Origin of the sequence: Mycobacterium liflandii, from assembly GCF_022354805.1 — a bacterium.
In the GTDB taxonomy this organism is placed as follows: domain Bacteria; phylum Actinomycetota; class Actinomycetes; order Mycobacteriales; family Mycobacteriaceae; genus Mycobacterium; species Mycobacterium marinum.
Genome location: NZ_CP023138.1, coordinates 5731078 through 5747585 on the forward strand (window position 1 = coordinate 5731078; position 16508 = coordinate 5747585).

Here is a 16508-nt window from a genome sequence, read left to right on the forward strand (position 1 = left end):
CCCTTGCCGTCCCTTACTGCGGTGGGACGCAAACATCACCACCGCCACGGTTGCGGCGCCGATACCGCTGGCATGAAGCCGGTTTCGGCATCGCCTCGATCAGAGCCGCCACCAGGGGTTGAATCGCAACGGCCCGGCAGGATCGACGCGCTGACCGGGCAGCGGCACGGCCACCTGGACCTGGTCTGATTCAGCGGCTTTGAGCAGTCGCTCTACCGGTTCCGCCCACGGGTGCGGCGCCAACCGGAAAGTCCCCCAGTGAATCGGCACCAACAGCCCCGAACCCGTGTCACTGACATCCAGGTGCGCCCGGACCGCCTCCTCGGGATTCATATGGATGTCCGGCCACCCAGTGTTGTAGGCGCCGATGGGCATCAAGGTCAGGTCGAACGGACCATGATCGGCCCCGATCTCGGCAAAACTCTTTGTGTAGCCGGTGTCCCCGCCGAAGTAGGCGCGATGCGTCGGTCCTACGAAGGCCCACGACGCCCACAGGGTGTTGTTGCGGCTCATGAAGCGCCCGGAAAAGTGCCGTGCCGGCATGCAGATCACGCTGAGCTCGCCGACCTGGGCGCTCTGGTGCCAGTCGAGTTCGATGATGCGATCCTCGGGGACGCCCCACGACCGCAGATGTGCCCCCACCCCCAACGGCACAAAAAACGGCGCCCGCTGACTACGGACCAGCGCGATCACGGTGTCGATGTCGAGATGGTCGTAGTGGTCATGGCTGATCACCACCGCGTCTACGGCGGGCAACCCGTCGAGCTGGACCGGCGGCGGATGCAGCCGCTGTGGGCCGACCAGATCCGAGGGCGAGCACCGGTCGCTCCACACCGGGTCGGTCAACACCCGGTAGCCGTCGATCTCGACCATCGCCGTGGAGTGGCCGAACCAGCTCACCGCCAACCGGCTCGCGTCGCCCTGGTACACCTGCGGAGCAGCCAGCGGGATCGGCTTGGCCGGGCGGCTCCCACCTCGATTCGCGAGTAGCTCCCAAGCAAGGAGCCGCATTTCTTCACGATTCAGGGTGAACACCGAGGCGGGGTCGAGGTTGACGAATACACCGTCGCGATAGTTCGGCGATCCATCCGAGGCGGCCTCGATCGCCGCAGGATCGGCACCCAACGCAGCTGGCGCTCCGCGCAGCGCCCGCATCAGCTATCCGCCGGCCGCTAGCGAAGCGGTGCCGGCGGCCAGTCTTAGTGCCCGGCCGACCATGTTGGATTACGCCCCCTGGAACTTCGGTGGCCGCTTCTCCACCCGAGCGACCTGCGCCTCGATGACGTCCTGGCTTCCCCAGGCCTTGTCGAACAGCTCCTTGTGCTCCGGCCACGGTTGCTCGATGGAACCGTCGTCATTGAGCACCCGCTTGGCATGCTGGATCGCCAACGGCGCCAGACCGGCGATCTCGGCGGCCCAGGACTGTGCATCGGCCAACGTGCCGATGCGGTTGGCCATCCCGGTGTGCAGTGCCGTCTCGGCGGTCAACTTCTCCGCGGTCAGCAGCATCGCGCGCGCCCGTCCGTACCCTACCAGCGACGACAGTCGGCGGATGCTCCAGTTATCCAGGGCCAGGCCATATTTAGACGTAGGGAACTGGAAAAACGCTTCGGGAGCCACGACCCGCAGGTCACACTGCATGGCCAGCTGCAAACCGGCGCCGATGGCAGGTCCATTCACGGCACCGATAACCGGCATCGGGGCTGCGTCCATCACGCGGTGTAGCTCGATGAGCCGATCGGGATAGTCAGCGGCAAACGCATCACCGGATAGATCCGCTCCCGCGCAGAACGCGGTGCCCTGGCCAGTGAGTACGACCGCGCGAACCGACCCGTCGCCGGCTTTCTGGATGGCCTCCCGCAGCTCCTCGACCAGCTGCGAGTTCAGGGCGTTGCGACGCTCCGGGCGCTGCAACTCGATGGTCATAACGGCTTCGACCTGGGAGATACCAATCATGGGGCAAGCCTATATAGCCTCATCGAGTGAGTCGTATCACCACCGACCAACTGCGCGACGCCGTCCTGGACGAGGACTCTTTCATCAGCTGGGATACGCCCCCGCTAGAGGTCCCGATATCGGAGTCCTACGCGCGCGATCTGGCCGACGCCCGAGCCGCCACCGGCCGTGACGAATCGGTGCTGACCGGCGAGGGCCGCGTGTTGGGGCGCCGGGTCGCGGTGGTGGTGTGCGAATTCGACTTTCTCGCCGGCTCGATCGGCGTGGCGGCCGCGGAGCGAATCACCGCGGCCGTGGAACGCGCCACCAGCCAGCGGTTGCCGCTGCTGGCCTCGCCCAGCTCCGGGGGCACGCGCATGCAGGAGGGCACGGTCGCGTTCCTGCAGATGGTGAAGATCGCCGCGGCTGTCCGGCTGCACAAGCAGGCCCACCTTCCCTACCTGGTCTATTTGCGCCATCCGACCACGGGCGGGGTGTTCGCGTCATGGGGTTCGCTGGGCCACGTGACGGTGGCCGAACCGGGGGCCCTGATCGGCTTCCTGGGTCCCCGGGTCTACGAGCTGCTCTACGACGAACCGTTTCCCGCTGGCGTCCAGACCGCGGAGAACCTGCAGCGCCATAGTGTCATCGACGGCGTGGTCACGCTAGACGAGCTACGACGCACACTGGATCGCGCATTGACGGTACTCACCGACGCGCCAGCGCCAGCGCCAGCGGCGCCAGCTCCCACTGCGATACCGGATGTTGCGGCGTGGACTTCGGTGCTGGCATCGCGACGACCCGACCGGCCGGGGGTGGAACACCTGCTGCGTTACGGGGCCACCGACCGAGTGCTGCTCTCCGGGACCGGTTACGGCGACGCGGCGACCACGCTGCTCGCGCTGGCCCGCATGGCTGGTCAGCCAATGGTGGTGCTTGGCCAGCAAGGGATCGGTGGCGGGATCATCGGACCGGCGTCGCTGCGCGAGGCTCGCCGCGGCATGGCACTGGCCGCCGAGCTGCGGCTGCCGCTGGTCCTGGTCATCGACACCGCCGGCCCCGCATTGTCCGCCGATGCCGAGCAGGGTGAGCTGGCCGGCCAGATCGCCCAATGTCTGGCCGAGTTGGTGACGCTGGGCACCCCGACGGTGTCGGTGCTGTTAGGGCAGGGCAGCGGCGGGCCGGCGCTGGCGATGGTGCCCGCAGACCGGGTATTGGCCGCCCAACACGGCTGGCTAGCTCCACTTCCGCCGGAGGGCGCCAGCGCGATCGTCTTCCGCGACACCACCCACGCCGCCGAGCTCGCCGCAGCGCAAGGCATTCGATCGGCGGACCTGCTGGCCGCCGGGATCGTCGACGTCATAGTTCCCGAACTCCCCGACGCCGCAGCTGAGCCGGTCGAGTTCGCCCAACGACTTTCGATCGCCATCGCGACCGAGGTAGCCGCGCTGCGTGAGGTACCCGACGCCCAACGCATGACGGCTCGACTCGCGCGGTACCGCAGCATCGGGCTCCCGCGCGACCGCTGACCTGCGGCGGTGCCGTTTAGCGGTCGGGCTTCGGCCCCACTGGGGCGATTTTGGTGTGGCAGGTTAGCCAGGATCGAATGCGTGGCGGAGGGACGGGAGAATCAGCAAGGCCGGTTCGGTAATGTGATGCTGGGTCTGCGCAGCTCGCTCGATTCTCCCGTCAGCACCGCCTGCCCCGCACGGCAGGAATCATTCTGAGCTGCCGCGAGAGTCCAATTCGAATTCAATTTCTCTTACAACAGCCTCTTTTTACCGACCAGGATCTGGCTAGCACCCGTGAGAGAGCTCGGTGATCGATTTTTAGACCCACGGCCGTTACCGCAGAGATTGCACCATTCCGCCAACGTGCGCAGGTCACTACGGAGGCGCAGCCGCATCGCCGCCGCCCGGCGAGAGACCGGCTCCATGAGACAAACTTGTCCAATCCTGTTCCTTTACATCTCTTTTGAGACATGCATGTTAAATCTCAGACTGAGGATCGTAAGGAAAATTCCCCTTTTGAATAAGAAGCGAACGCCTAATATGGACACCGTCAAGTTTCAGCAGTACGGTCAGCTACGTGCCCCACGACCATCCAGCGAGCCCGCTCTCGCATCGGCTTGCCGAAGCGGGATCGGTTGCCGCCGTTGCCAATCGGGGCCGCCACCCCGAACGGCGCCGCGTTCACTGCAAGCTGCGCAGCTGGCCACCATCGGATTCCCCACAACGAGCGGATGTCATGACGGCGCGCCGGCAAAATTGCGCACACCGGCCCTTACGGATGGCATGGTGCAGCAACACCGTTCACCTCCACACCGCCATCGCCGGCAAACCCATTGGCACCCGCACCCATCCTGAGCTGGTGTTTCATGCAGTTCGATGGCGATCCCATACACCAAATCGCGCTATTGCGACCGTCTCGAGACGAGAGTCGGCGCCGCAGCCCATGGAAGCGGCAACGCGCTCGATCCCGAGAAATTTTTGCGAGTTTGTAGTTAGATCAACTACGCAGGGGTCTGTGATGGCTTCAGCCGGCGGGTGCGGTTGAGGATCGTTGGTTCGGGTTGAATGGGCGCGCGGGTGCGGGGAGTGGTATTGGTTACGGGTAGAGTGCGGGCGTTGGCGGTGGAGCTTACCGCGGGATTTATTGTTTACCTGGATACAACGGTATTACTTGTAGCTTTTGGTGCTATTTCGGCAAGTTTTCCGGAGGCATCCTCGTCCGCCCGGTCGTGGGTGCTTGACGCGTATTTCATTGTGTTTGCCGCGTTGATGGTGCCGGGCGGGCGTTGGGCAGATCAGTTCGGTAGCCGCAACGTCTTCGCCATCAGTGTAAGCACGTTCATTCTGTCGTCTGTGGGTTGCGCGGTCGCGCCCACGTTGGGCGCGCTGGTTGCGGCTCGAGCGGCACAAGCGGTGGGTGCCGCGCTGATGGGGCCGGCTTCGCTTGCGCTGATTCTTCCTTATTTTGGTCGGGGTTCTCGGGCCACTGCGGTGTCGCTATGGGGTACCTCGGCGGCGTTGGCGGCGGCACTGGGGCCACCCCTCGGGGGGTTTCTCGCCGATACCGTGGGCTGGCGCGGGATTTTCGTCATCAACGTGCCGATCGGGTTGGCCGTGCTTGCCGGGTTGCGCAATGTCGACAACCGCGGCGATGCCGTGGCGGGGCAGCTGGTGAACACGAGCGCGATCGTGCTGATCGCTTCGGGTGTGGGGGCGCTGACGGCGGGCATCCTTGAAGGCCCGTCCTGGGGCTGGGGCCAGCGCCGGACACTGCTGTTGCTGATTGCGGGTGCCATCCTGCTGGCCGCGGCGATGGTGGGGGTGGCACGCCATCACCGCCGCGCGGAGCCGATACACGATTTCGACAAGGGCCGCTTCTTCGCCGCCAATGCGGCGACCGCGATCTTCGGGGCCGGCTTCTATGGGTTGTTACTTGCCGTCGTGTTCTTTCTGACGTCGCACTGGCACTATTCCACTTTCGAGGCGGGACTGGCCATGATGCCGATCTTTGTTGCGGCCGCGCTTGCGGCTATCCCGGCCGGAAGGATCGCAGATGCGCGGGGACACCGATGGGCGGTGATCCCCGGTTGCTGGGTTTTCGCTCTCGGCGTTTTCCTGTTCTGGTTACTGACAACGAGCCGAGCCGACTATGCGTCACGGTGGCTGCCCGGATCGATCCTCTGCGGGATTCGCATCGGGTGTGTCATGCCGGTTCTCGCAAGCGCTGCGATCGATGCGATGCCCGGCCAGCTCCTCGGCACCGCCAATGCACTCAATTCCATGTTGCGGCAATTCGGCGCGGCCCTGGGCACCGCCGCGGTGGGCACGTTGCTTGTTGAGCGTTCCGGGCACTCGCCCATCGACGTGGGCAGCTTCCGGGTCGTATGGGCATTTCTGGGGACTTTGGCCATCGCCACGATTCCGTTTGCGCTGCGCCTGATACGACCGGCGTGGCAACGACCGGTCGAGGAGCCCCAACCGGCAGCCGCAGAATGCGCATCGCCACCCTAGCCGTCTCACGGAGCACTTTCAGGAAGAAACACCTCAGGGCAAACGATCAATGACAGGGATTAGGGGCACAAATCATGGATCTCTTCGATAAATTTGTTGCGGTAGACGAGCCGCTGCTACACATTTCTCGTGCCACACATGGCATAGCGACATATCCCAAGCTGGATGGGCCCGTCGGCGCCCACATGAGGTGGCAAGACCGCGAGCAGATCGTATGGAGCATCAACAACTATCTCGGAATCGCCAATCTTCCTGAAGTACGGGAAGCCGATGTCGAGTTCGCTCGACTCTACGGATTCGCAAGACCCATGGGCTCACGAATGATGTGCGGCGAGACGGACATCCTCGAGCAGTTGGAAGAGGAGCTGGCCAATTATGTGAAGAAGCCGGCGGCGCTCTTTCTCAACTATGGGTATCAAGGCATGGCCTCACTCATCGACTCACTCACCACCTCCTCAGACTGGATCGTCCTGGACTCGCAATGCCACGCGTGCATCATCGACGGGGTCCGGCTGAAGAAGAAGGGCGGCCTCGACCAGACACGTACGTTCTCGCACAACAACATTGACGAACTCCAAGCATGCCTGGCCGAGATCGATCGGGTGCGCAGTGCCGACGCCGGCGTATTGGTGATCACCGAAGGGGTTTTCGGCATGTCCGGCGACCAGGGTGCACTACGTGAGATCGTCGAACTCAAGAAGACCTACGATTTCCGATTGCTCGTTGACGACGCACACGGGTTCGGCGCCCTGGGCGCAACCGGCAGCGGAGCCGGGGAAGAACAGGGCGTCCAAGATGGTATCGACCTATATTTCAGCACCTTCGCCAAAGCGGCCGCCGGCACTGGGGCATTCGTCGCATCAGAGGCCAACGTAATTTGGAAACTGCGCTACACAATGCGCTCGCAGATCTTCAGCAGAGGCCTACCCCTGCCGATCATCGCCGGAAATCTGTTCCGCTTCGAGTTGCTGCGCACCCGCCACGATCTGCGCCAGCGAGCTCATGCCATCGCACATGAGCTTCAAACATCGTTGACCGACAAGGGATTTGACATCGGCAACACCCAGAGTCTGGTCACACCGGTATTCCTGCAGATGGACCCGTTGCTAACCCTCGAATTTCTGAACCGAATGCGCCACGAGCACAACGTATTCTGCTCGGGCGTGATGTACCCGGTGGTCCCCCCGGGGGTTGTCCAGCTACGACTGGTGTCCACCGCATCACACGACACCGCCGACGTGGAACCGACAGTAAACGCCATCGCGTCGCTCTACGACGAGCTAGTCCCCAACCGGGATCGTGACCTATCACCGGCACCTGAGCTCGGCGCGGTCTAACACCAGAATCCTATTGGGCGGACACGATGACAACTCACAGCCTCGCCGAATCACCATCTCGCCATCACAACCACTGGCCCCCAACCACACGATGTAGTAACGGGCCAGCTGTGATCGTCGACCTTCGCACCCGAAGAAGACCCGCACCCGCAGCGCCGACCAGCGAGCGCACCCGATGACCCGCTACGACTCACTGCTGGCCACCTTGGGCGATACGCCCCTGGTTGGCTTACCACGACTCTCACCAGGCTGGGACAACAGTCCGCACGTGCGGTTGTGGGCCAAACTCGAAGACCGCAACCCCACCGGGTCGATCAAAGATCGCCCAGCGCTGCGGATGATCGAGCAAGCCGAGGCCGACGGTTGGCTGCGGCCGGGCGCGACGATCCTGGAGGCCACCAGCGGCAACACCGGCATCTCCCTGGCGATGGCCGCCAAACTGAAGGGGTATCGGCTCATCTGCGTGATACCGGAAAACACCTCGATCGAGCGCCGTCGGTTGCTCGAGCTCTACGGGACCGAGATCATATTTTCCCCCGCCGAGGGCGGATCCAACACCGCGGTAGCGCTCGCCAAACAACTGGCCGCCGAACACCCCGAATGGGTCCTGCTCTACCAGTACGGCAACCCCGCCAACTCCGACTCCCACTACCGCGGCACCGGCCCGGAACTGCTCGCCGACCTGCCCGAGATCACCCACTTCGTCGCCGGCCTGGGCTCCTCGGGCACTCTGATGGGCGCCGGCCGATTCCTGCGCGAACACGTCGCCAACATCAAGATCGTGGCCGTCGAACCCCGCCACAACGAAAAACTCTGTGGGATGCGCAATCTCGACGAAGGATTTGTGCCCGAACTGTATGACCCCACGCTGGGGGCCGTGCGCTACCCGGTCGCCACCGCCGATGCCGAGCACCGCATCCGCGAACTCGCACACACCGAGGGCGTCCTGGCAGGCCTGTCCACGGGCGCGGCCCTACACGCCGCATTGGAGATCGGCACTCAAGCTCTGCGAGCAGGCGAGCGTGCCGATATCGCGTTCGTCATCGCCGACGCCGCGTGGAAATACCTCTCCTCCGGCGTCTATGAACACCCGGCACCTAGCAAGTTGCTGGCCCCATGACGCCACGATGCGAGCCCGCAAGTACGACGCGAACACCCAGAACCGCACCATCGGATTTCTTCCTCATATCGAATCAAACGAAATTCGGCAGGAGGGTGAACCCGTCTCCCAAATACTAAAAACAACGCCACGGCTCGCACCGGCCACGATCGGCACAACCCCGGCCGCACAGCATGAACACCGCGAATTAATCCGGAAGTCCGCCAACCCCCGACACCACGCCTACAGCTAAGGCATCACTGACATGACTACAGCGATGAGCGTCTTCGACGCACTGCCAGCCAGACTGCAGGACCCGGTGGTACTGACCGCCCCATTCCTGATACTCCTGATCGTTCTCGAATGGATAGCCGCACGCAAACTGCTAACCACCAGTGCGCCCGCTGCCGACGACTCGAGAAACGCACCCGGGGCCCACTTCGGCCCCGACACCATCGCAAGCCTGTCCACCGGGTTGGTCTCACTGGTCACCGGCGCCACCTGGAAGACCATCGCCGCAATCGGCTACGCCGCCATCTACACCTACGTCGCGCCCTGGCATCTTTCCCCACACCAGTGGTACACGTGGGTTATCGCGGTCCTGGGCCTAGACCTCATCTACTGCGTCGATCACCGCATCGCCCACCGAGTCCGGCTGATCTGGGCCGCACATCAGCCACACCACTCCAGCGAATACTTCAACCTGGCCACCGCGGTACGCGTGGAATGGAACAAGAGTGGCGAGATCATCATGTTCGCCATACTGCCGCTGTTGGGAGTTCCTCCGTGGGTGGTGTTCTTCAGCTGGTCAATAAACCTGACCTACCAGTTCTGGGTCCACACCGAACGGATCGGCAAACTATCGCGCTGGTACGAATACCTCTTCAACACACCGTCACACCACCGGGTGCACCACGGTATGGATCAAATGTATCTAGACAAGAATTTCGGCGGAATTCTCATCATCTAGGATCGCATGCTGGGCACATTCCAGGCCGAAGAATCCCGCCCACACTACGGACTCACAAAACCGGTCCACACCCAGGGCTCCGGCGTTGTTGATTAGCAGGCTTGTGAGCTGGGTTGATGATCTTTGGTGCCGCGCTATTGGGGCCGGAGTGTAGGCACGGGCTCTCTGGAGAACGATCGAGTTGGTTACTGTTCGTCGTTGGTCTGGAGTTGCCCGTGCCTACCGTTTCAGTATTGCCTGTGTCGTCGGTTCCAGAGGTGTTCGACCGCTGGAGTCCTGGTGAGCGTAGCGAGCTCATCGGATCGGAGTTTCTCGATGTGTTGGCCTCGGTGCCAGACCCGAGGGACCCACGCGGTCGGAGGTATTCGCTGATGGCTTTGTTGGCGATCGCGGTTCTGGCCACTGCCGCGGGGATGCGCGGCTATGCTGGTTTTGCCACATGGGCGGCCACCGCTCCCGATGATGTGTTGGCCCAATTAGGGGTCCGGTTCCGGCGGCCCAGTGAGAAGACCTTCCGCGCTGTTTTGTCTCGGCTAGACCCCGCCGACCTCAACGCCAGGATGGGCAGTTACTTCACTGCACACGTGGCCAGCAGCGACCCCAGTGGATTGGTGCCGATCGCGTTGGACGGCAAGATGCTGCGTGGTGCCTTTACGCGCCAAAGCGACAGCCACGCATCTCGTGTCGGTGTTCGCCCACCGTGCCCGATTGGTGCTCAGTCAACTCGCTGTCGCCGAGAAAAGCAATGAAATTCCCTGCGTACGTGCCCTGCTCACGCTGCTGCCGGGTAGCTTGCGGTGGCTGGTCACCGTGGATGCGATGCATACCCAGGTCGTCACCGCGAAGTTGATCTGCGCCACCTTGAAGTCGCACTACCTGATGATCGTCAAGTCCAACCAAGCCAAAATACTTGCGCGTATCACCGCGCTGCCCTGGGCCGAGGTGCCCGCAGCCGCTACCGACGACTCCCGCGGCCACGGCCGTGTCGAGACCCGCACCCTGCAAATCATCACCGCTGCACGAGGAATCGGCTTCCCCTACGCAAAACAAATCATCCGGATCACTCGTGAACGCTTGATCACCGCCACCGACCAGCGCAGCGTGGAGGTGGTCTATGCCATCTGCAGCCTGCCGTTCGAGCACGCCCGCCCTACCGCGATCATGACCTGGATGCGTCAACACTGGGGAATCGAGAACAGCCTGCACTGGATACGCGACGTCACCTTCGACGAAGACCGTCAAAGGGCACATACCGGAAACGGCGCACAGGTCCTAGCAACGCTACGCAACACCGCGATCAATCTGCACCGCCTCAACGGCGCCGACAACATCACCGAAGCCTGCCGGATCACCGCTTTGACCGCCAACCGCCGCCTAGACCTCCTCAATCCACAATTCCCCAGCTCACAAGCCTGCTAATCAACAACGCCGGAGCCCTGGGTCCACACCTTCAACATCTGGAAGCTACAAACCAACGAATACGCGGCGATAGTCCGAGACTGGCGCTCAGCAACTCGGCTATGCGATCGACTCAGCTACGTCTTCGGACCGCCGGGCTGGAAACCACAGACACCCGCCAACCAGGAAACCGGCAGGCTGGCCAAGTCCGCTTGACCCCCAAGCCATCGAGTTGGCAATCCGCCTCAGCCGACCCGCGCAGCACCGCCAGGCCTCAGCGGATCAACACCACGCCAAGAAGTTGACTGAGCCAAGCTCGTGCCGCGTCCTGGTCGCCGTCCAGTAGAAGTTGAATGCTGACCCCGTCATAGGCGGCGACCACGGCGCGGGCGGCGTCGGCAACGCTGCCGATCGCTGCGGGTAGTTCGACATCGCTGCCAGCAAGCCGGTCTTCCACTGCGGCACGCAGCTGCGCCCGGTGGGCCGCCAGGCGTTGGGCGAGATCCGGGTGGCGGGCGGCGTGCATCAGGAAGTCAGTCTTGATGAGCAGCCAGTCGCGGTCGAGCAACAAGGTGCTGGCGATCCGATCCACTGTCCCGGGCACGTCGGTGGGATCGTCGACGCTTGCCATGGCGGTGCCGACCTGTTCGGAGATCAAGGTGGCGCGCTGGTCATAGAGGGTGAAGAAGAGTTCCTCAAGGCTGTCGAACTGCGAGTAGAACGCCCCCCGGGTGTAGCCGGCCGCCGCACACACATCCTCGATGCGCACGTGCCCGAACCCTTTGTCTGCGAACACCCTGAACGCCGCATCGACCAGCCGGGCCCGAGTCTCGGCGCGCCGCTTGGTCACGCGCGCCGGCGTGGCAGTGTTGGCTGGCGGTGTCATCTACATCACACTCCGATACATCAACGCATCCGCTGCATTAATGTATCAGATGCGTGGTCGTAGGGCATACCCACACATAACTCTAGGAAGGCTGTCGGATGGACGCTGATGTCATCGTCGTCGGTGCAGGTTTGGCCGGGCTGGTCGCCACTCACGAACTCACCCGCCGGGGTAAGAAGGTCGCGGTGGTCGATCAGGAGAACGAGAAGAACCTCGGCGGTCAGGCCTTTTGGTCGTTCGGCGGACTCTTCCTGGTAGACAGCCCCGAACAGCGCCACCTCGGAATCAAAGATTCCCTGGAGTTGGCGTGGAACGACTGGTCCGGCAGCGCGGCGTTCGACCGGCCCGACGATGAAGACTTCTGGGCCACCAAGTGGGCGCGCGCCTACGTGGAGTTCGCCGCCGGCGAGAAGCGCTCTTATCTGACCGACCTCGGAATCCGGTTCATGCCCACCGTGGGATGGGCCGAGCGCGGCGACCTGCGCGCCGAGGGCCACGGCAACTCCGTTCCCCGTTTCCACATCGCCTGGGGCACCGGCACCGGCGTCGTGGAACCGTTTGTCGACTCCGCTCTACAGAGCGCCAAGGCCAAGCTGATGACCTTCTACCATCGGCACCGCGTTGACGAGTTGGTCATCACCGACGGCGTTGCCACCGGGATCAAAGGCACCGTGTTGGCGCCCGATGACGCGGAGCGCGCCACTCCGTCCAACCGCGACGAGGTAGGCGAGTTCGAACTGTCGGCGCAGGCGGTCATCATCACCACCGGCGGGATCGGCGGCAACCACGACATGGTGCGGCGATACTGGCCGGACCGGATGGGCACCCCGCCGGCCTCGATGATCACCGGCGTGCCCGCCTATGTCGATGGCCGGATGCTCGACATCGCCAACGACAGCGGGGTACGCCTGGTCAACCGCGACCGGATGTGGCACTACACCGAAGGCGTCAACAACTGGGACCCCATCTAGCCCAAGCACGCCATCCGCATCATCCCCGGCCCGTCGTCGATGTGGTTCGACGCACTGGGGCGCCGGCTACCGGCCCCCCTACCTGCCCGGCTACGACACCTTGGGCACCCTGCGCCACCTGCGCACCACCCCCGAGATCGCCAAGTACGACCACTCCTGGTTCATCTTGAACCAGAAGATCATCAAGAAAGAGTTCGCCCTCTCGGGTTCCGAGCAGAACCCCGACATCACCGGCAAGAGCCGCAAAGCCGTTCTGCAAGAACGGTTTTTAAACAAGGACGCGACCGGTCCGGTCGAGGCGTTCAAGCGCCACGGCGCCGACTTCGTGGTCGCCAACAGCCTGGAAGAACTCGTCGAGAAGATGAACGGCCTGACCGACGAACCCCTGCTGGATCCGGCCGCGATCCGCAGGCAGATCGAAGCGCGGGATCTGCAGGTCGCCAACCCATTCTGCAAGGACGTTCAAGTTCAAGGGATCCGCAATGCGCGACGCGCCCTTGGCGACCGGCTCGGCCGCGTCGCGGCGCCACACCGCATCCTCGACCCCAAGGCGGGGCCGCTGATCGCGACGAAACTGCACATCCTGACCCGAAAAACATTGGGCGGCATCCAAACCGATCTGTCGTCGCGGGCGATAGGCAGCAACGGCGAACCGATCGCGGGCCTGTATGCGGCGGGAGAGGTCGCGGGGTTCGGCGGCGGCGTGCACGGTTATAACGCGCTGGAAGGCACGTTCCTGGGCGGCTGCATTTTCTCCGGGCGCGCCGCTGGCCGTGCTGCCGCCGACGCCGTCTGAGCGGGTCGCTGACCCTCGCGAGCAGACGTGGAATCGCACAAGATCTGCGATCTTGATGCGATTCCACGTCTGCTCGCGCCAGTGGCTCCCAAATAGCTAGCCGCGACCCGGTCGCCTACCCTCCCACCGCCATAGCCGGCAATCAGGCAAAATGGGCGGCATGGACACTGGTGCGAACTCACCTCGGGTCTTGGTGGTCGACGACGATTCCGATGTGCTCGCCTCGCTGGAGCGCGGTCTGCGGCTGTCCGGATTCGAAGTATCGACCGCCGTCGACGGTGCCGAGGCCTTGCGCAGCGCCACCGAGACCCGGCCGGACGCGATCGTGCTCGACATCAACATGCCCGTGCTGGACGGCGTCAGTGTCGTTACCGCACTGCGTGCCATGGACAACGACGTCCCGGTCTGCGTGCTGTCCGCGCGCAGCTCGGTCGATGACCGAGTGGCCGGTCTGGAGGCCGGCGCCGATGACTATCTGGTCAAGCCATTCGTGCTGGCCGAATTGGTGGCCCGGGTCAAAGCGCTGCTGCGCCGCCGCGGGGCCACCGCGACATCTTCATCGGAAACCATCACGGTGGGCCCGCTGGAAGTAGACATCCCCGGCCGACGGGCCCGGGTCAACGGTGTCGACGTCGACCTCACCAAGCGCGAGTTCGACCTGCTCGCGGTCCTGGCCGAGCACAAGACGGCGGTGCTGTCGCGGGCACAACTACTCGAACTGGTGTGGGGCTATGACTTCGCCGCCGACACCAACGTCGTGGACGTATTCATCGGCTACCTACGCCGCAAGTTGGAGGCCAACGGCGGCCCGCGGCTACTGCACACGGTCCGCGGGGTCGGATTCGTACTCAGGATGCAATGAGTGCAATGACAGTGATGAACATCATGTCGCGAATTTTCGCCCGTACGCCCTCGCTGCGCACCCGGGTGGTGGTCGCGACGGCCATCGGCGCCGCGATTCCGGTGCTCATCGTCGGAACCGTGGTCTGGGTCGGGATCACCAACGACCGCAAGGAACGGCTGGACCGCCGGCTGGACGAGGCCGCGGGTTTCGCCATCCCGTTCGTGCCGCGTGGCCTCGACGAGATACCGCGCTCCCCCAATGACCAGGACGCACTGATCACGGTCCGCCGCGGCGACCTGGTCAAGTCGAACTCCGACATCACGCTGCCCAAGCTGCAAAAGGACTACGCCGACACCTACATCCGGGGGGTGCGTTACCGGGTGCGGACGGTCGAGATCCCCGGACCGGAGCCAACATCGGTCGCGGTGGGCGCGACCTACGACGCGACCATCGCCGAGACCAACAACCTGCACCGCCGGGTGCTGTTGATCTGTACGTTCGCCATCGGCGCGGCAACGGTATTCGCCTGGCTGCTGGCCGTATTCGCGGTGCGGCCCTTCAAACAGCTCGCCGAGCAAACCCGCTCGATCGATGCCGGAGACGAGGCTCCGCGGGTCGAAGTGCACGGCGCCAGCGAGGCCATCGAGATCGCCGAGGCTATGCGAGGCATGCTGCAGCGCATCTGGAATGAGCAGATTCGAACCAAGGAGGCGCTGGCCTCGGCGCGCGACTTCGCCGCGGTGTCCTCCCACGAACTGCGCACTCCCCTGACCGCCATGCGAACAAACCTCGAGGTGCTTTCCACCCTGGATCTTCCCGACGACCAGCGCAAAGAAGTGCTCAACGACGTGATTCGGACGCAATCGCGAATCGAGGCCACCCTGGGTGCCCTGGAGCGGTTGGCCCAGGGCGAACTGTCGACATCCGAAGACCATGTGCCGGTTGACATCACCGAGTTGCTCGACCGTGCCGCCCACGACGCGATGCGCATTTACCCCGACCTCGATGTGTCGCTGGTGCCCTCGCCGACCTGCATCATCGTCGGCTTGCCGGCGGGGTTGCGGCTGGCCGTGGACAACGCCATCGCCAATGCGGTCAAACATGGCGGGTCCACCCGGGTCCAGCTGTCCGCGGTCAGTTCACGGGCCGGGGTCGAGATCGCCGTCGACGACAACGGCAGCGGTGTCCCCGAAGCCGAGCGCCAGATGGTGTTCGAGCGGTTCTCCCGAGGGTCGACGGCGTCGCATTCGGGCTCCGGCCTCGGGTTGGCCCTGGTGGCCCAGCAGGCCCACTTGCATGGCGGGACCGCGTCACTGCAGAACAGCCCACTCGGCGGCGCGCGACTGCTACTGAAACTTCCCGGCCCCAGCTAGTCCGATAGCGCGAACAGCGTCACTTCCGGTGCGTGCTCTTGCTCCACGCGGTGAAGAATGCCCGCGCGGCGGCCGCTTCGTCCTGAAACCAGACCTGAGCACACGTCGTCTCGTACGACGAGTCCTCGGGGGTGTAGTAGTGGCGGGTGTCGGTGCGCCCCTTCACGACCCAGCCCTGGGGCCCAGTGTCGTCGGCATCGGCTCGGGCCGAACCCGGGCCGTACGGGGCAAACCGCCCCGGCGCCAGCTGGGCAGCCGAGGACTCCTCGGTAACAGCGGTCTTTTCGGTCGGTGCCCTCTTGGCCCGCGCAACCTTTTTCTTCGGAACCCGCTTGGCCCCCACCATGCGCTTCACTGGGCGCTTCCTGGCCCCAGCAATCTTGCGCGCGGCGGCCTTTTTCGCGGCGGCGGTCTTCTTCTTCGCGCCGGGAACCTTCTTCTTGGGCGCGTCCTCGCCTGCGGCAGCCTTCTTTTCGCGTGGCTCGGCGGTCGCCGTCTTCATCGCCGGGGGCTTGGTCTCGGCGTCTGCGGCGTCGACTCCGGCCCCCGAAGCAGCGGCTGCCACTTAGTATTTGGTGGATCGGACCATCAGGGCGCAGGTCAATACCAGTCCGAGTAGGAACGACAGGATTATCAACCACCAGTGCACATGGGCCATCACTGCGCCACCTCGGTCTGGTGGGACGCGGCTGGATCCGGCTCCTCGGCCTGCACGGTTTGCTCGGTCTGCTCGGTCTGCTCGGTCTGCTCGGCCTCTACCGCCTCCGCTGTGGTGGCGACCGGTTTGATCGACACCGTGACAATCCCCCAGGCAACGGCCGAGCCCACAACGAAGGCAGCCAGGTAGTACAACCACTGGATCACGAAATCCACGCTG

The 16508-nt window shown here is 64.0% G+C and carries 12 protein-coding genes and 4 pseudogenes; 10 read left to right on the forward strand and 6 right to left on the reverse strand.

Going from position 1 to position 16508, the window contains the following annotated elements:
• Positions 1-99: 99 nt before the first annotated feature.
• Together CKW46_RS25425 and CKW46_RS25430 are read right to left on the reverse strand one after the other, a co-directional pair.
• Entirely contained in the window at positions 100-1155 is a 1056-nt protein-coding gene (locus CKW46_RS25425; protein ID WP_482052544.1) for an MBL fold metallo-hydrolase, read from the reverse strand.
• Between the two features lie 69 nt (positions 1156-1224).
• Positions 1225-1956 carry an enoyl-CoA hydratase gene (locus CKW46_RS25430; RefSeq protein ID WP_015357080.1) on the reverse strand — a complete coding sequence of 244 codons (732 nt, stop codon included), beginning with the start codon at positions 1954-1956 and terminating at the stop codon, positions 1225-1227.
• A 26-nt stretch (positions 1957-1982) separates the two neighbouring features.
• Between CKW46_RS25430 and CKW46_RS25435 the strand changes: the two genes are divergently transcribed.
• The 7 genes and pseudogenes from CKW46_RS25435 to CKW46_RS25465 all read left to right on the forward strand — a co-directional run.
• Positions 1983-3464: a carboxyl transferase domain-containing protein gene (locus tag CKW46_RS25435; RefSeq protein ID WP_482052545.1), complete on the forward strand. Its 1482-nt coding sequence runs from the start codon at positions 1983-1985 to the stop codon at positions 3462-3464.
• Positions 3465-4511: 1047 nt separating this feature from the next.
• Positions 4512-5957, forward strand: coding sequence for an MFS transporter (locus CKW46_RS25440; protein WP_482052546.1), 1446 nt, complete (start codon positions 4512-4514; stop codon positions 5955-5957).
• Positions 5958-6031: 74 nt separating this feature from the next.
• Positions 6032-7294 (forward strand): aminotransferase class I/II-fold pyridoxal phosphate-dependent enzyme, encoded by a 1263-nt coding sequence (locus tag CKW46_RS25445; RefSeq protein ID WP_015357083.1) that lies wholly within the window; start codon positions 6032-6034, stop codon positions 7292-7294.
• 175 nt (positions 7295-7469) lie between these two features.
• Positions 7470-8414 carry a PLP-dependent cysteine synthase family protein gene (locus CKW46_RS25450; protein WP_482052547.1) on the forward strand — a complete coding sequence of 315 codons (945 nt, stop codon included), beginning with the start codon at positions 7470-7472 and terminating at the stop codon, positions 8412-8414.
• 244 nt (positions 8415-8658) lie between these two features.
• A pseudogene (locus tag CKW46_RS25455) lies at positions 8659-9435 on the forward strand (sterol desaturase family protein); the annotation flags it as partial.
• A 143-nt stretch (positions 9436-9578) separates the two neighbouring features.
• Positions 9579-10782, forward strand: a pseudogene (locus CKW46_RS25460) (ISAs1-like element IS2404/ISMul1 family transposase).
• Positions 10783-10803: 21 nt separating this feature from the next.
• Positions 10804-10977: pseudogene (locus CKW46_RS25465) on the forward strand (sterol desaturase family protein); the annotation flags it as partial.
• A 58-nt stretch (positions 10978-11035) separates the two neighbouring features.
• On the opposite strand, the gene CKW46_RS25470 reads toward CKW46_RS25465, so the two are convergent.
• The gene (locus CKW46_RS25470) at positions 11036-11647 is read right to left on the reverse strand and encodes a TetR/AcrR family transcriptional regulator (RefSeq protein WP_012396173.1); all 612 of its coding nucleotides are present in this window, start codon (positions 11645-11647) and stop codon (positions 11036-11038) included.
• A gap of 98 nt (positions 11648-11745) precedes the next feature.
• Between CKW46_RS25470 and CKW46_RS25475 the strand changes: the two are divergent.
• The 3 genes and pseudogenes from CKW46_RS25475 to prrB all read left to right on the forward strand — a co-directional run bounded on the left by CKW46_RS25475 (position 11746) and on the right by prrB (position 15631).
• Positions 11746-13414: pseudogene (locus CKW46_RS25475) on the forward strand (FAD-binding dehydrogenase).
• A gap of 151 nt (positions 13415-13565) precedes the next feature.
• Complete coding sequence (gene prrA, locus CKW46_RS25480) at positions 13566-14276, forward strand: two-component system response regulator PrrA (RefSeq protein ID WP_012396175.1); 711 nt, start codon at positions 13566-13568, stop codon at positions 14274-14276.
• A 14-nt stretch (positions 14277-14290) separates the two neighbouring features.
• Positions 14291-15631, forward strand: coding sequence for a two-component system sensor histidine kinase PrrB (prrB, locus tag CKW46_RS25485; protein ID WP_041299634.1), 1341 nt, complete (start codon positions 14291-14293; stop codon positions 15629-15631).
• A gap of 19 nt (positions 15632-15650) precedes the next feature.
• Here prrB and arfC (CKW46_RS25490) read toward each other — a convergent pair whose 3' ends face one another.
• The 3 genes from arfC (CKW46_RS25490) to arfB all read right to left on the reverse strand — a co-directional run bounded on the left by arfC (CKW46_RS25490) (position 15651) and on the right by arfB (position 16504).
• Positions 15651-16133, reverse strand: a complete 483-nt coding sequence (arfC, locus tag CKW46_RS25490) for a channel accessory protein ArfC, sunset domain variant (protein WP_482052548.1) — start codon at positions 16131-16133, stop codon at positions 15651-15653.
• 63 nt (positions 16134-16196) lie between these two features.
• Complete coding sequence (arfC, locus tag CKW46_RS25495; RefSeq protein WP_478212296.1) at positions 16197-16289, reverse strand: channel accessory protein ArfC; 93 nt, start codon at positions 16287-16289, stop codon at positions 16197-16199.
• Positions 16289-16504 carry a channel accessory protein ArfB gene (gene arfB, locus CKW46_RS25500; RefSeq protein ID WP_086085044.1) on the reverse strand — a complete coding sequence of 72 codons (216 nt, stop codon included), beginning with the start codon at positions 16502-16504 and terminating at the stop codon, positions 16289-16291. Before arfB ends, arfC (CKW46_RS25495) begins: the two co-directional genes overlap by 1 nt.
• Between the last annotated feature and the right edge of the window lie 4 nt (positions 16505-16508).

What these genes read in the sequence shown, in the direction of transcription:
- CKW46_RS25425 (WP_482052544.1), bottom strand. Translation starts at nt 1,155, where the DNA reads ATGCGGGCGCTGCGCGGAGCGCCAGCTGCGTTGGGTGCCGATCCTGCG.
- prrA (WP_012396175.1), top strand. Translation starts at nt 13,566, where the DNA reads ATGGGCGGCATGGACACTGGTGCGAACTCACCTCGGGTCTTGGTGGTC.
- arfC (WP_482052548.1), bottom strand. Translation starts at nt 16,133, where the DNA reads ATGAAGACGGCGACCGCCGAGCCACGCGAAAAGAAGGCTGCCGCAGGC.
- CKW46_RS25450 (WP_482052547.1), top strand. Translation starts at nt 7,470, where the DNA reads ATGACCCGCTACGACTCACTGCTGGCCACCTTGGGCGATACGCCCCTG.
- CKW46_RS25440 (WP_482052546.1), top strand. Translation starts at nt 4,512, where the DNA reads ATGGGCGCGCGGGTGCGGGGAGTGGTATTGGTTACGGGTAGAGTGCGG.
- arfC (WP_478212296.1), bottom strand. Translation starts at nt 16,289, where the DNA reads ATGGCCCATGTGCACTGGTGGTTGATAATCCTGTCGTTCCTACTCGGA.
- CKW46_RS25445 (WP_015357083.1), top strand. Translation starts at nt 6,032, where the DNA reads ATGGATCTCTTCGATAAATTTGTTGCGGTAGACGAGCCGCTGCTACAC.
- prrB (WP_041299634.1), top strand. Translation starts at nt 14,291, where the DNA reads ATGAACATCATGTCGCGAATTTTCGCCCGTACGCCCTCGCTGCGCACC.
- CKW46_RS25430 (WP_015357080.1), bottom strand. Translation starts at nt 1,956, where the DNA reads ATGATTGGTATCTCCCAGGTCGAAGCCGTTATGACCATCGAGTTGCAG.
- CKW46_RS25470 (WP_012396173.1), bottom strand. Translation starts at nt 11,647, where the DNA reads ATGACACCGCCAGCCAACACTGCCACGCCGGCGCGCGTGACCAAGCGG.